The sequence below is a fragment of the Micromonospora sp. WMMD712 genome, assembly GCF_029581295.1.
Taxonomy (GTDB): domain Bacteria; phylum Actinomycetota; class Actinomycetes; order Mycobacteriales; family Micromonosporaceae; genus Micromonospora; species Micromonospora carbonacea.
In genome coordinates, this window is the sequence record NZ_CP120743.1 from 3,692,194 (window position 1) to 3,705,572 (window position 13,379).

18 protein-coding genes are annotated in these 13,379 nt (G+C 73.8%); 10 read left to right on the top strand and 8 right to left on the bottom strand.

The genetic code is table 11. The features are described from left to right. Window positions 1-110 precede the first annotated feature (110 nt). On the bottom strand, window positions 111-1,217 hold the full coding sequence (locus tag O7633_RS15810; protein WP_282328326.1) for a folate-binding protein: 1,107 nt from the start codon (window positions 1,215-1,217) through the stop codon (window positions 111-113). Then, a complete protein-coding gene (locus O7633_RS15815) occupies window positions 1,214-1,681 on the bottom strand; it encodes a Fur family transcriptional regulator (RefSeq protein WP_278129618.1) in 468 nt (155 codons plus the stop codon). Before O7633_RS15815 ends, O7633_RS15810 begins: the two co-directional genes overlap by 4 nt. 78 nt (window positions 1,682-1,759) lie before the next feature. On the opposite strand from O7633_RS15815, the gene O7633_RS15820 reads away from it, so the two are divergent. Further along, window positions 1,760-2,632 (top strand): aminotransferase class IV, encoded by an 873-nt coding sequence (locus tag O7633_RS15820; RefSeq protein ID WP_282328572.1) that lies wholly within the window; start codon window positions 1,760-1,762, stop codon window positions 2,630-2,632. Between the two features lie 87 nt (window positions 2,633-2,719). On the opposite strand, the gene O7633_RS15825 is transcribed toward O7633_RS15820, so the two are convergent. Further along, window positions 2,720-3,313 (bottom strand): FABP family protein, encoded by a 594-nt coding sequence (locus O7633_RS15825; RefSeq protein ID WP_282328327.1) that lies wholly within the window; start codon window positions 3,311-3,313, stop codon window positions 2,720-2,722. Window positions 3,314-3,317: 4 nt separating this feature from the next. Then, complete coding sequence (mtfM, locus tag O7633_RS15830; RefSeq protein ID WP_278129622.1) at window positions 3,318-3,422, bottom strand: small membrane protein MtfM; 105 nt, start codon at window positions 3,420-3,422, stop codon at window positions 3,318-3,320. Window positions 3,423-3,434: 12 nt separating this feature from the next. Between mtfM and O7633_RS15835 the strand changes: the two genes are divergently transcribed. The 3 genes from O7633_RS15835 to O7633_RS15845 are packed head-to-tail and all read left to right on the top strand — an operon-like array spanning window position 3,435 to window position 6,313. Then, the gene (locus O7633_RS15835; RefSeq protein WP_282328328.1) at window positions 3,435-3,809 is read left to right on the top strand and encodes a DsrE family protein; all 375 of its coding nucleotides are present in this window, start codon (window positions 3,435-3,437) and stop codon (window positions 3,807-3,809) included. Between the two features lie 49 nt (window positions 3,810-3,858). Beyond that, complete coding sequence (locus O7633_RS15840; RefSeq protein WP_282328329.1) at window positions 3,859-4,251, top strand: hypothetical protein; 393 nt, start codon at window positions 3,859-3,861, stop codon at window positions 4,249-4,251. A 10-nt stretch (window positions 4,252-4,261) separates the two neighbouring features. Then, the gene (locus O7633_RS15845; RefSeq protein WP_282328330.1) at window positions 4,262-6,313 is read left to right on the top strand and encodes a glycogen debranching N-terminal domain-containing protein; all 2,052 of its coding nucleotides are present in this window, start codon (window positions 4,262-4,264) and stop codon (window positions 6,311-6,313) included. Between the two features lie 27 nt (window positions 6,314-6,340). On the opposite strand, the gene O7633_RS15850 is transcribed toward O7633_RS15845, so the two are convergent. Beyond that, on the bottom strand, window positions 6,341-7,195 hold the full coding sequence (locus tag O7633_RS15850; protein ID WP_074472390.1) for a hypothetical protein: 855 nt from the start codon (window positions 7,193-7,195) through the stop codon (window positions 6,341-6,343). Between the two features lie 214 nt (window positions 7,196-7,409). Here O7633_RS15850 and O7633_RS15855 point away from each other — a divergent pair, with 214 nt between their 5' ends. The 3 genes from O7633_RS15855 (at window position 7,410) to O7633_RS15865 (ending at window position 9,658) form a co-directional block, all read left to right on the top strand. After that, window positions 7,410-8,615, top strand: a complete 1,206-nt coding sequence (locus O7633_RS15855; protein ID WP_282328331.1) for a glycosyltransferase — start codon at window positions 7,410-7,412, stop codon at window positions 8,613-8,615. An 11-nt stretch (window positions 8,616-8,626) separates the two neighbouring features. Continuing rightward, a complete protein-coding gene (locus tag O7633_RS15860) occupies window positions 8,627-8,767 on the top strand; it encodes a hypothetical protein (RefSeq protein ID WP_176734426.1) in 141 nt (46 codons plus the stop codon). Window positions 8,768-9,055: 288 nt separating this feature from the next. Next, window positions 9,056-9,658 (top strand): DinB family protein, encoded by a 603-nt coding sequence (locus O7633_RS15865; protein ID WP_282328332.1) that lies wholly within the window; start codon window positions 9,056-9,058, stop codon window positions 9,656-9,658. A gap of 283 nt (window positions 9,659-9,941) precedes the next feature. Here the strand turns inward: O7633_RS15865 and O7633_RS15870 are convergent, their stop codons facing one another. Continuing rightward, complete coding sequence (locus O7633_RS15870; protein ID WP_282328333.1) at window positions 9,942-10,181, bottom strand: winged helix-turn-helix domain-containing protein; 240 nt, start codon at window positions 10,179-10,181, stop codon at window positions 9,942-9,944. A gap of 248 nt (window positions 10,182-10,429) precedes the next feature. Here O7633_RS15870 and O7633_RS15875 point away from each other — a divergent pair, with 248 nt between their 5' ends. After that, entirely contained in the window at window positions 10,430-10,855 is a 426-nt protein-coding gene (locus O7633_RS15875; protein WP_282328334.1) for a DivIVA domain-containing protein, read from the top strand. Next, entirely contained in the window at window positions 10,852-11,106 is a 255-nt protein-coding gene (locus O7633_RS15880) for a hypothetical protein (RefSeq protein ID WP_282328335.1), read from the top strand. The genes O7633_RS15875 and O7633_RS15880 overlap by 4 nt, the downstream gene beginning before the upstream one ends. Before the next feature lie 101 nt (window positions 11,107-11,207). On the opposite strand, the gene O7633_RS15885 is transcribed toward O7633_RS15880, so the two are convergent. Beyond that, window positions 11,208-11,507, bottom strand: coding sequence for a hypothetical protein (locus tag O7633_RS15885; protein ID WP_282328336.1), 300 nt, complete (start codon window positions 11,505-11,507; stop codon window positions 11,208-11,210). Window positions 11,508-11,897: 390 nt separating this feature from the next. Here O7633_RS15885 and O7633_RS15890 point away from each other — a divergent pair, with 390 nt between their 5' ends. Next, window positions 11,898-12,878, top strand: a complete 981-nt coding sequence (locus tag O7633_RS15890; protein ID WP_282328337.1) for a hypothetical protein — start codon at window positions 11,898-11,900, stop codon at window positions 12,876-12,878. 167 nt (window positions 12,879-13,045) lie between these two features. On the opposite strand, the gene O7633_RS15895 is transcribed toward O7633_RS15890, so the two are convergent. Further along, window positions 13,046-13,378: a DUF1416 domain-containing protein gene (locus tag O7633_RS15895; RefSeq protein ID WP_278129636.1), complete on the bottom strand. Its 333-nt coding sequence runs from the start codon at window positions 13,376-13,378 to the stop codon at window positions 13,046-13,048. Between the last annotated feature and the right edge of the window lies 1 nt (window position 13,379).

Genomic DNA, 13,379 nt, shown 5'->3' on the forward strand with positions numbered 1-13,379 from the left:
GCGCGCCGCTCGCTCCCCGCCCGCGCGCCGGCTGCGGTGCGACTGCGCGCCGGCTGCGGTGTTAGGAGGGGGCCCTTCCTATACAGAAAGCGTTAACAGGGGGCCCTTCCTTACTCGATGGCGGCGGCCGAGTCGCCGACGAGCAGGCGGGCGGCGTCGGGGACGTTGCGCTTCAGCACCGCCAGCGCGACCTGGCCAAGCTCGTGGTGCAGCACCGCCGTGCCGACGAAGCCGACCGCCCGGCCGTCGAGGGTCACCGGCGTGCCGGCGGCCGGCAGCCGGTCGGTGGTCACCCCGTCCAGGTGCAGCAGGACGAGGCGACGCGGCGGCCGGCCCATGTTGTGCACCCGGGCCACCGTCTCCTGGCCCCGGTAGCAGCCCTTGTCCAGGTGCACCGCCGGGGCGATCAGGTCCACCTCGGCCGGGATGGTCCGGTGGTCGGTGTCCACCCCGACCCGGGCCCGCCGGGCGGCCACCCGGATCGCCTCGTACGCCCACAGCCCCACCGGCGGCACCCCGGCTGCGCGCAGCTCGGCGACGACCCCGTCCATGGCGGGGCGGGGCACCAGCAGGTCCACGCCCAGCGGGCCCCGGCGGGCCCACCCGCCGCCGGGCAGCGGCGCGACCGCGTAGCGGACGGTGGGCCGGGGCGGCAGCTCGCCGGCGCGGAACTTCGGGCCGGGCACCGCGACGGCGTCGGGCGCGGCCAGCCCGGTCACGCCCAGCGTGGCGAGCGCCCCGGTCGCCTCCGGCCCCACCAGCGAGAGCAGGGCGTGCTCGGCGGTGGCGTCGCGCGGCTCGACCTTGCTGAAGAACCGCATCTTCTCCAGGTACGTCAGCAGGCCCCCGGTGGCCCCGGGCTCGGTGTCGAGCCAGGTGGTGTCGCCGTCCTCGGCGACCATGGCGTGCTGCTCGACGTGGCCGTGTGGGGAGAGCACCAGCAGCTCGGTGCCCTCGCCCGGGGCCAGGGCGGCGAGGTGCTGGGTGGTGAGGGTGTGCAGCCAGCCGATGCGCTCCTCGCCGGGCACGGCGACGACGCCCCGGTGCGACCGGTCGACGAGGCCGACGGCGGTGTCGAGGACGCGCTGCTCCCGCAGCGGGTCGCCGTAGTGGGCGGCGACGGGCCGCACCCCGGCCGCCCGGTGCGCCGGCTCCGGCTGGTCCCGGGTCTCCTCGTCGATGGCGTCGGTGGCCACCGCTCCCGCGATGTCGATCATTGCCGCTCCCCGTCCTCGCCCCGGCCCGGAACGCCTTCGCCCACGGGCTCCTCCCCGCACCGGCCGCAGACGCCGAACAGCGCCACGTGCCCGATGTCCACCCGGAACCCGCGCTCGGCGACCAGCCGGTCGGCCAGCGGCCCGAGCAGCTCCGGGTCGATCTCGTCGATCGCGCCGCACTCGCGGCAGACCAGGTGGACGTGCTGGTGCTCGCCGGCCGCGTGGTAGGTGGGCGAGCCGTGCGACAGGTGGGTGTGGGTCACCAGGCCGAGGCGTTCCAGCAGCTCCAGCGTGCGGTAGATGGTGGTGATGTTGACCCCGGCGGCGACCTCGCGCACGGCGGTGTGCACCTGCTCCGGTGTGGCGTGCCCGAGATCCAGCACCGCCTGGAGGATCAGCTGCCGCTGCGCCGTCAGCCGCAGCCCACGGGCGCGGAGCACTTCCGCGAGGGATGACTCGGACACCGTCCGATCATAGTGCGGCCGCCGCGACGCGCCGGCCGCCACGGGGGTACGCGACTAGGCTCACCGGTCGTGACGGAGGTGGCGGGCGGTACGGCGGCGGGCAGCGGGGCGCACGCGCGGGTCGCGGTGCTGGGGCGGGGCGTCGTGCCAGCCGGTGAGCCGGTGCTGCGCGGCGACGACCTGGGCGCGCTCCAGGGCGACGGGCTCTTCGAGACCATGCACGTACGCGGCGGGCGGCCGTGGCTGCGCGACGAGCACCTGGCCCGGCTGGCCCGGGGGGCCGCCCGGATCGGCCTGCCGCTGCCCCCGGCCGGGGTGCTGGCCGGGTTGCTGGAGGAGGTCTGCGCGGGCTGGCCGGTCGACGCGGAGGGCGCGCTGCGGCTGGTGTGCACCCGGGGGCCGGAGGGCGGCGGGCCGCCGTCGGCGCACGCCACGCTCGCCGGGGTGCCGGCCGCCGCCCGGCAGGCCCGGCGCGGCGGGATCTCCGTGGCGACCCTGCCGCTGGGCGTGGCCGCCACCGCCCGCCCCGCCCTGGGCTGGCTGCCGGTCGGCGTCAAGTCGACGTCGTACGCGGTGAGCACCGCCGCCCGCCGCTGGGCCGCCGGGCACGGCGTGGACGACGCGCTGTGGGTCTCCACCGACGGCTACGCCCTGGAGGGGCCGACCGCGAACGTCGTCTGGGTGGCCGGGCGCGCCCTGTGCACGGTGCCGGCCGACGCCACCGGCATCCTGCCCGGGGTGACCGCCGCCTGGCTGCTGGGGTACGCCGCCGAGCTGGGCCTGACCGCCGAGGAGCGCATGGTCACCCCGGCCGGGCTGCGCGCCGCCGACGGGGTGTGGCTCACCTCGTCCCTGCGCGGCCTGGCCCCGGTGCACACCCTGGACGGGGTGCGCCTGCCGCGCTCGGCGCACACCGACGCCGCCCAGGCTCTGCTGGCCCATCCCCGCTGAGTGCGCGGACGGCGGCGGCCGGGGCTGGTGGGCTGGGCAGGGAGGCCGGGCCTGGCGGGCAGGGAGGCCGGGCCGGCACAGCCCGGGTCAGCCGGCGACGCGGATCAGGCGGGCCGAGAGGTGCGGGGTCAGGGAGTGGCCCACGGCGGCCATGTCCTGCGCGTAGAGCAGAGCGCCCTCGACGATGCCGAAGAGGCGGTGGCCGGCGGTGACCTCCTTGGCCGTGGCGGTGCGCACCACGGCGTCGGTGACGAACTCGACCTGGGTGCCCTTGCGCTTGCCGATGTGCAGCTCCATCACGCCCGTCGGCACCGACATGAGGGCCTCCAGCTCGTCGGTGGCCCGGCCGTCGTCGCCGAGCACCGGACGCCACCAGCCGATCTCCCGGCCGCCGGGGCGCACCGGCCGGCTCTGCTCGTCGAGGATCCACGCCCGCGACTCGTAGTGCAGGAACGGCCGGCCGTCGTGGCTGATCCGGATCTCCTGGGCGAAGTCGAAGTCCTCGATCGTCGGGTAGCCGCCCCGGCCCCGGCCGCGCCACACCCCGACGTACGGCAGCAGGCCGTCCAGCGTCGGGTGGAGCTTCGGGCCGACGCGCAGGTCGTGGCTCTCCTCGTACGGGTACTCATCGACCGGGGGCGCGTTCAGCCACGGCGGCTGGAGGGGGTTCTCGTCGCTCACCAGGTCACCAACGTCCTCTCGAGATGCGCACGGCAGCGTAGACCAGGCCACCGGCGAGCGCGCCCAGGCCGGCGACCAGCAGGCTGACGAACCCGATCTCGGTAACCATCCCGGCCATCCTATGCTGGGCCCCATGGCCCGCTCTCTCGTCGTCAAGGCGACCGCCGGGGCCGACGCCCCGGAGCGGTGCGCCCAGGCCTTCACCGTCGCCGCCACGGCCGCCGCCGCCGGGGTGGACGTGTCGCTCTGGCTGACCGGGGAATCGACCTGGTTCGCGCTGCCGGGGCGGGCGCAGCAGTTCGAGCTGCCGCACTCCGCGCCGCTGGGCGAGCTGCTGCACGTGATCCTGACGACGGGCCGGGTGACCGCCTGCACCCAGTGCGCGGCCCGGCGGGACATCGGCCCCGGCGACGTGCTGCCCGGGGTGCGGATCGCCGGGGCGGCGGTCTTCGTCGAGGAGGCGATGGCCGAGGGCACGCGGGCACTCGTCTACTGAGTGTCGATAACCACCCGGTTCGTCCCCCGCGCTGCCTACGATCTCCCCTGTGACCGGGGAGACGACCGAGGCGACGGAGCGGTTCTTCGCGTCGCTGCCGGCGCGCGCCCCCGCCGTCCTGCGCGGCCCGGTGCGCGGCACGATCCAGTTCCGGCTCACCACCGGCGACCACAGCGAGCACTGGCGGGTCGAGATGGCCCCCGGCTCGGCCCGGGTCACGAGGGAGACCGGGCCGGCGGACGCCTACTGGTTCGGCAGCGCCGACCTCTTCGACCGGCTCGTCACCGGCCGGGCGCACGGCATCTCGTCGATGCTGCGCAACGAGAGCACGCTCGCCGGCGACGTGGTGCTCTACCTCGCCTTCCGGCGGTTCTTCCCGCAGCGGCCGGGCACCCGGGATCCCCGGGCGGTGGCCCGGGAGCAGACCGGGCGGCCGGGGTGAGGAAGCCGGCGTGAGGGGGCAGGTCAGCATCCTCGACGGCAACACCTTCCTGGTCAGCGACCGGCGGGGCGACATCGAGCCGGCGCAGGACTTCCCGACCGGGTTGTTCTCCTTCGACACGCGGTTCCTGTCGACCTGGGTGCTGACGGTCGACGGGGAGCGGCTGCATCCGCTCTCCGTCGACGACGCGTTCTCGTACCGCACCCGGTTCTTCCTGGTGCCCGGCGCGCCCTCGCACTACCTGGACGCGCAGGTGTCGGTGCTCCGCAGCCGGTCCATCGGCGGCAGCTTCGCCGAGGAGCTGACCGTCCTCAACCACTCCGGGCGCGAGGCCGAGTTCGTCGTCCGGGTCGACATGGGGGCCGACTTCGCCGACCTGTTCGAGATCAAGCAGACCCGGCGCAAGACGGGCCGGGCCACCGCCGCCCCGGGGGAGGACGAGCTGCGGTTCACCTACCGGCGCGAGGGTTTCCACCGGGAGACCGTGGTGGTCAGCAGCGCCACGGCGATCGTCGACCCGACGGGCATGACGTTCCGGGTGTGCGTCGAGCCGCACGGGGAGTGGACCACCCGGCTCGACGTGCAGACGGTGATCTACGGGGCCCGGGGCGAGGACGTCCGGGACAGCCTGCCGCTCGGCGCGCACCGGTCCATCGCCGCCATCCAGGCCGAGCACGAGGAGGTCGTCGCGCGGGCGCCGAAGCTCGGCTGCGACTGCGAGCCGCTGGCCGGGGCGTACCTGCGGAGCCTGAACGACCTGGCGGCCCTGCGCTACGAGTCGATCGCCCTCGGGGTGCGGCTGATGGCCGCCGGGCTGCCCTGGTTCATGACCCTGTTCGGTCGGGACAGCATCTTCACCTCGCTCCAGGTGCTGCCGTTCCTGCCGGACCTGGTGCCGCCGACGATCACCATGCTGGCCGGCCTCCAGGGGTTCCGGATCGACGACTTCCGCGACGAGGAGCCCGGCAAGATCCTGCACGAGCTGCGGTACGGCGAGACGGCCGGGTTCGAGGAGCAGCCGCACTCGCCGTACTACGGCTCCGCCGACTCGACGCCCCTGTTCGTGATCCTGCTCGACGAGTACGAGCGGTGGACGGGCGACACCGGGCTGGTGCGGCAGCTGGAGGCCGCGGCCCGGGGCGCGCTGGAGTGGATCGACACGTACGGCGACCTGCTGGGCACCGGGTACGTCTGGTACCGGACCCGCAACCCGGCCACGGGGTTGGCGAACCAGTGCTGGAAGGACTCCTGGGACGCGATCTCCTACGCCGACGGCCGGCTGCCGGGCTTCCCCCGGGCCACCTGCGAGACCCAGGGGTACGCGTACGACGCGAAGCTGCGCGGGGCGCGGCTGGCCCGCGAGGTCTGGCACGATCCCGCGTACGCGGAGCGGCTGGAGCGTGAGGCGGCGGAGCTGAAGGAGCGGTTCAACCGGGACTTCTGGCTGCCCGACCGCGGGTTCTACGCGCTGGCGCTGGACCAGGACGGGCAGCCCGTCGACGCCCTGTCGTCGAACATCGGCCACCTGCTGTGGAGCGGGATCGTCGACGCCGACAAGGCCGGGCCGGTCGCCGCGCACCTGCTCGGGCCCCGGCTGTTCTCCGGCTGGGGCGTGCGTACGCTCGCCGACGACCAGGGCCGCTACAACCCGATCGGCTACCACGTCGGCACGGTCTGGCCGTTCGACAACTCGATCATCGCGTGGGGCCTGTGGCGGTACGGCTTCCGCGAGGAGGCCGGCCGGATCTGCGAGGGCATCCTGTCGGCGTCCCGGCACTTCGGCGGGCGGCTGCCGGAGGCGTTCGCCGGCTACGAGCGGGACCTCACCGACTATCCGGTGGAGTATCCGACGGCGTGCAGCCCACAGGCGTGGTCGGCCGGCACCCCGCTGCTGCTGCTGCGGGTGATGCTCGGCCTGGAGCCGCAGGGCGAGCACCTGATCATCGATCCGGCGGTGCCGGCGGGCATGGGCCGGGTGGAGCTGCTCGACATCCCCGGCCGGTGGGGGCTGGTCGACGCGCTGGGCCGCAGCCGCACCGCGAGCGACCCGGTGCGCCGCTGAGCCCTGCCGGGCTGCCGCCCCGGGTGCTCAGCGGCAGGACGTGGTGGCGGTGAGGTCGCCGCCGGTCAGGGCCACCGTGACCCCGCCGGCACGGTAGGCGTACCCCTCGGGGGTGTCGAACAGGACCGCGCGGCCGGCGGCCGGGGCGAGCGCGGTGGCCGGCGCGGCCGGGACGGGGTCGAGGGTGACGCGGGCGGTGCGGGCCTGGCGGTCGCCGCCGGGGCACGGCGCGGCGAGCAGCTCGGGGGCCGGGCCGGCGGGGGCGGACAGCGCCCGCCGGGCGGCGGCGAGCGCGTCGGCCTCCGGGCCGCCCTGCGCGGACGGCGGGCGGTAGCCGTCGCCGACGGGCCGGCACCCGGTGCGGACGGTCAGCCGGAGCCGGCCGTCGCCGGCCGGGCGGCCCTCGACCAGCACGAACTCCCCCGCGTCGGCCCGCAGGCGGGGGCCGTCGCCGGTCACCCGGACCCCGGCCTCCCAGCCGGTCGGCAGCCGGTCGGCGAGCTCCGTGAGCACCGCGCGCGGGTCGGCGGCGGGGTCGAGGATCTCCACGCCGCGCTCCAGGGTCGCGCCGTCGAGCAGGGGGGTCACCCGGCAGCCGGGCTCCGTCCGGGCCGGCGTGAGCGCGACGGCCCGGTCGCCGGCCGCCGCGACCAGCTCGCCCACCGCGCGGTCGACCACCGGCCCGGCCTGGGCCAGGCTGCGCTGCTCGCGGACCGTCGGCCCGTCGTCGCGGACCGAGACCCAGGTGAGTACGCCGAGCAGCACCGCCCAGGCCACGGTCGCCACGAGCAGCCAACGGGACCGGCGGGCCGGCGGCGTCGGCTCTCCGTTTCCGCCGGGACCGGTCGGCGGGGCGTATCCGGCGGGGGCAGCACCACTCACCCGCTCATCGTGTCACGCGGGGCCGAACGCCCGGCCGGCGCGCGGCGCATCGTGCCCCTGACCGGCGGCGACTCCACCGGGCGGGGCCGGCGGGTCGGCCGAACGGCCAGAACCCGGGCCGGCATTTGGCGACCGCCGGAAGAACACGTAGCGTTACCGCAGCGCCGCAACGTGAGCGGCCTTCGCATACCCTCTCACCTGCGAAATGGGCCTCATGCGGGAAGCTTTCCTGATCTCCACGATTACTCTCGGTGGTATCGTTCTGTTCCTCCTCGTGGCCGCGTTCGGCTACGGCTTCCTCCGCCCCGAGCGGGTCACCCGGCACGGCGAGCGCCCCGAGTTCCCCCGGTACCGACCGGTCGCCCCCGACGAGGTGGCCATCATGATCGCCTGCCGGAACGGGGCGGCGACGATCGCCGGAGCGGTGCGGGCCGCCCGCGCCACCGGCGCCCGGGTCTACGTGGTCTCCGACGCCTCCACCGACGCCACCGCGCGGGAGGCCGCCGAGGCCGGCGCCGAGGTGCTGGAGCTCACGGAGAACGTCGGCAAGCCCGCCGCCCTGCACGCCGGGTACGTCCGGTTCGGGCTGGGCACGGCGTACCGGGCCGTCGCCATCCTCGACGACGACGTGCTGGTCGCGCCCGACTTCGTCACCGCCGCGCTGGCGCACCTCACCGAGCGGGTGGCGATCGTCGTCGGGCACAACGTCACCTGGTGGCCGCCGGAGCGGCGGTGGAACCCGTGGCTGGCCAAGCGCGCCTACAGCTACTGGAACTACCAGGCCGTCGTACGCCGCATCCAGAGCCACTTCAACGTCATGAACTGCATCTCCGGCTCGAACTCGATCTACCGCACGGAGCTGCTCGACGTGCTGCTGCCGCAGCAGCCGCCGTACATCGTCGACGACACGTACTGGGTGCTGGAGACGCACCGCCGGGGCCTGGGCCGCGTCGTGTACGCCCCCCGCGCCACCGCGCTCTTGCAGGACCCGACGAACGGCCGGGACTGGTACAAGCAGAACCTGCGCTGGCTGTGGGGCACCTTCCAGGGCATCATCGGGCACTCCGTCGGCCGCCGGAACACCCGCTTCGACTACGCGTACGTGCTGCTCATGGCGCACTGGCTGCTGTACGTGCTCGGCGCGCCGCTCACCCTGTGGCTGCTCGCCACCGCCGGGCCGGGCCTCGGCACGGGCCTGCTGCTCCTGCTCGCCGGCCAGGGGCTGTGGGTCGCGCTCGCCGCCTGGCGGCTGCGCCGCCCCCGCCTGCTGCTGTTCCTGCCGACGATCGTGCTGGCCGACCTGCTGTACCGGGTGATCCTGGTGCACGCCCTGGTCAAGGCCATCCGCCAGCCAACGGTGGACCGGTGCGTGTGGGCCTCCCCCACCCGCTTCGCCGTCCCCGCCGCCACGGACGCGTGAGGGAGGTGAACATGTCCGCGAGCCAGGATCTGCCGGTGACGGGCGCCTCCACGGCGGCCGTCGGCCTGATCGGCGCACTCGCCCTCGGCATCGGCGCGCTGCTGGTGACGGTGGCCCAGTGGGGCGCCAAGCTCCGCCGCCGAGGCAACTGACCCCTCCCTCCCCCTCCCCGCCCCTCGCTCCCCCTCCCCGCCCCCCGCCCCTCGCCCCCCGCCCCTCGCCCTCGCCCCTCGCCCTCGCCCCCCGCCCCTCGCCCTCGCCCCTCGCCCCTCGCCCCTCGCCCCTCGCCCCCGCGATCTTGCAGTTTCGGCCCCCGCATAAGCAGCAAAAGGGACAAAGTCGGGGCCCAAAGTGCAAGATCGGCGCAGGCGGGGGGTGGCGGCAGGGACGGGGGTGCGGCGGGTGGGGAGGGGTGGGGAGGCGGGTGGGAGGGTGTGCGGATGACGCCACCCGATGCCAAGGCCGACCTGCACCAGTATCTGCGTGACGCCCGCGAGGCCCTGCTGTGGAAGCTCGACGGGCTCTCCGAGTACGACATCCGCCGGCCCGTGACCCCGACCGGCACCAACCTGCTGGGGCTGGTCAAGCACCTGGCCGGCGTCGAGTTCGGCTACTTCGGGCCGACCTTCGGCCGCCCGCACGACGAGCCGATGCCCTGGCTCGACTCCGACACCGACCCCGACGCGGACCCCAATGCCGACATGTGGGCGACCGCCGACGAGTCCCGCGCGCAGCTCGTCGCGCTCTACCGCCGGGCCTGGGCACACGCCGACGCGACGATCGAGGCCCTGCCGCTCGACGCGATCGGCACCGTCTCCTGGTGGCCGGCCGGTCGCAATGAGCTGACCTTGCACCGCGTCCTGGTGCACGTGACCGCCGAGAGCCATCGGCACGCCGGGCACGCGGACATCGTCCGGGAGACGATCGACGGCACCGCAGGGCTGCTGCGGAGCATCGACAACCTGCCGTACGCCGACGCGAGCCGGTGGGCCGAGCACCGCGCCCGGGTGCAGCGCGCAGCCGAACAGGCGTCGGACGGGTAAGCGCCCTCCGCGCCCGCTCGGGGCGGCCGTCCGGGCGCACCCGTTCGGGACCCAGGATCGCGCCTGGTGGCAGGGAGGCCCGCTCGATCAGGGAAACAGTGGCATCGCTCCGCGTGGGAGGCCACTCGATCCCTGATCAAGCACGATCACGCCCACCCTGCCCCGTCTCGCCCGGCCCCGCTGCGCCTGGCAGCTCCGTAACAGGGAATCTTGGAAGTTCATGGCCCCTCATGGGACTGAACAGCCCCTCCAGGGGCCGGAATCTTTCAAGATCTCGCCCCGGTCAGGGCTTGCGCAGCCAGGTCGCCGGATCCGTGACGAAGATGCCCTTGCCCTGGTGACGGCTGATCACCCCGAGCGCCTCCAGCCGCACGTTGACGAGGTTGATCGTCGACGCGCTGACGTTGAACCTGCTGCACTGCTCACTGATCGAGGGCAGCTTGTCCCCAGGCTTGTACTTGCCCGACCTGACGTCGGCAACGATCTCGTCAGAGATCCGGATGTAGTCCGGGGTCACAGGCATGGCACTCCTCGCGTGGCACCTCCGATTCGATCACGCCCCGATCACCACCTGCAACCACGCACAGCAAACGGTCGTTGACTCTTTCCAGTTCCTCAAATAAGTTGGCGGTGAGCGCTCCTCGCGTGGCAACGGGTAGGGCTCATCCCCCGGTCGGGGCGGGTGTCGGAGTCGGAAGGGACACGCCCGTCCCGGCCGCCTTCCCCGGCGGCGCTGTTCCCGGCTGCCCTTGCGGAGAGGTGGTCCTCATCGTGCGCAGGCTCCTCCGGCTGTTCCGCCGGAACCGGTCGACGGCAGCCGGCCGCTCGGCGACAGCCGAGCGACCACCCGACCGCCGCCCACCGGCCCGACACCGCGCCACCACCCGCCCCACGACCAACCAACCCAGCGCCCGCCCCACCGGTCGATCCGCGCCGCCGGGACGGCGGAACGCGGGCCACCATCACCGGTCGACGGCGTACCGGCCGCTCTGCGCCAACCAGATGCGGCAGCAGCGCTTCGGCCGGTGCCGGCGCGGGCTGGACCCGGCCGAGGTGGACGGCTACCTGCGCCGGACCGCCGACGAGCTGGCCGCGCTGCACGCCGAGTTGAGCCGTACCCGGGAAGAGAACGCGCGGATCAAGGGCGCGCTCCGCGACTGGCAGTCCCGGTTCGGGCCCCGGGTGGTGCGCGGGTGACCGCCACGACGGGGCGCGAGCGGTACGTCGTACACCTGACCGTCGCCGCCGACGGCCTGCCCGCGGCGCGGCTGCTGGCCCGCGCGATCGGCCGGTCGCTGGCGTTCCTGCCGGAGTTGGTGCTCGGCGAGACGACGGTGTCGGAGGAGGGCGCGCCGGACGCGCAGCACCAGGTCTTCTGCGACCGGCGGCTCGGCGGTCGACGCCGCTGCGTGCGGCGCGTCGATCATGCCGGCGGCTGCACCTCGTGACGTGTTCCCGGGAACTGACACGGCTCGGGCCGGCCACCCCTCGTGCGGGGCGACCGGCCCGAGCGCTCTTGCTGTGCGCCTCGACGCCATATGCCTCGCCCTCAGGCAGCGCCGAACAGGGCCTCGATTGCGCGGGCCAGGCTGTCGTCGAACGTGACGAGCAGGAGCAGCACCACCAGCAGGACGATCAGGCGAGCCGTCCGGCCGTCACTGGACAGCGCCCAGGCGAGCAGCTGGTAGATGCTCTGCGGCGTCGCGACGCGGGCGGTGGACCGCAGCTCCGCCAGATCATGCCCTCGACGCCGCCGCACGGCGAACAGTCCCCATCCGAGCAGCACCAACAGCACCGTCACGGTGACGAGCGCTTCCCGGCGGTCGGCAAGTTCAACGAACACGGACATGGCACCTCCCTGTCCACCCAGGGCCCTGGCTGTCGGCTCCGCCGGCACCCCGGACCGCACTGAAGCGGTACTTCATTCCTGCGATGAGAGCAGAGGCGGGGAAAATCGGATATTTCGACAAAGCGCAAGTCGGCAGCCGCTTTTCGGCCACACCCGCAAACGAGAGCCCCACTGGACAGAAGGCGAGGTCCGACCGCTGAGAACTTGCGATCACTGCCGAAAAGAAGGCATCTATGTGACCGGCATCACGCCATCCGAACGGTCCTTCGTCCCTTGCCGGTGACCACTTTCGAGCCACCCAAATGTCCTATCTGCACTGTCACTCCAGCAGACGCGAGGCGCACCGCCCCCTGCGCTGCACGCGATCGACGGTTCGACCAGAATGGCCACGTGGACGAGGTGCAGCACCGGGTACGGGAGCTGATCTGCAACTGGCACGGCCGTAAGCACGGCGCGTTCCAGCACTTTTGGAAGAAGATCGCAGTCGATCACGGCGCGACCCACAAGAAGGTTCTCGACGAGCTGAGACGCGATGGCAGGGTGTCGTGGGACCTGCTCGTCTGGGCCGTCCGGATCTGCGCGCCCGCCGACGACCACGACGATCGCCTGGAACTGTTCGCCGGCCTGTGGCAGCAGTACCGTGGCGGCCCGCCGCACGGCTACACCGGCCGGATCGTCGTCGAAGGGCGGATCGTCCGGGACGCGCTGGCGTCCGCCTCCCAGGCCGGCGACGACAAGAGCCGGATCGCGATGCTCGAACGGGAGCACGACCGCGCCCAACAGGAACTGGTCGACCAGCACCGGCGGATCAAGGAGTTGCAGGGCCAGATCGCCGGGCTGACCGAGAACCTGCAGCGGCAAATCGAAGAGGCCGAGGCGGACCGGCGCAGGCTGATCAACAGCATCGAGAACGTCTCGGAACAGATGCGGCAGGACGTCGCCCGCCAGCATCAGGAGGGTGCCGAGCTCAACGCGCGGATCGATCGGCTGGTACGGGAGAACGAGGACCTCATCGCCCGTCAGGATCTACTCGCCGAAGCACGCGACCAGGCCGAGAGCCGAGCCGGCCGGCTCATCCTCGAACGCGACAGGGCGGAGACCCGGGCTGGCCAGCTCGTGCGGGAACGCGACGACGCCGAGGCTCGCGCGAGCCAGCACTTGGTGACGCTGGGCGAGATGCGGGAGAGCACAGACCGCGAGCGGGTCCGCCTCTACCAGATGATCGACGACCTGAGGACGAAGGTCTCCGCGCTTTCCGACGACCAGTCGAAGCGGGGCAGGGCGGGCAGCGAGCGGATACGGGTCTTGGAGGACGACGACCCGTTCGGCTGGCAGACCGGCGGTGAGGCCGCGCCGCCCGTGCTGAGGTAGCGGGTTGGCCCGGTGGCCAGCCGGCGGCGTCTGCCTCGCGACACGGCTCGGGCCGGTCACCCCTGGTGCGGGGCGACCGGCCCGAGCCGATGCGCGTGCCGTGCGCAGGTGTTAGGAGGGGGCCCTTCCTATGCAGAAAGCGTTAACAGGGGGCCCTTCCTTGCACCTCAGGGCGCTACGGTGACCGTTACCTCGTTGATGCCGCGCGCGGCGGTCACGGCGGTTTCGCCGTTGCCGTGCCGGGACAGCGCCCGCAGCGTCCAGGTGCCCGGGGCGGCGAAGAACCGGAACTGGCCGGCCGGGGAGGTGACCACCTCGGCGGTGAACTCACCGGTCGAGTCGAGCAGCCGGACGTACGCGCCCGCGACGGTGTCGCCCGCCTCGGACCGGACGGCGCCGGTGATGACGGTCTCCTTCTCCAGGTCCAGGCTCGCCGGCAGCGGGGCGGCCTGGTCGGGCGCGGCGCACCCGGCAGCGGTGGGAGCGGTGGGAGCAGTCATG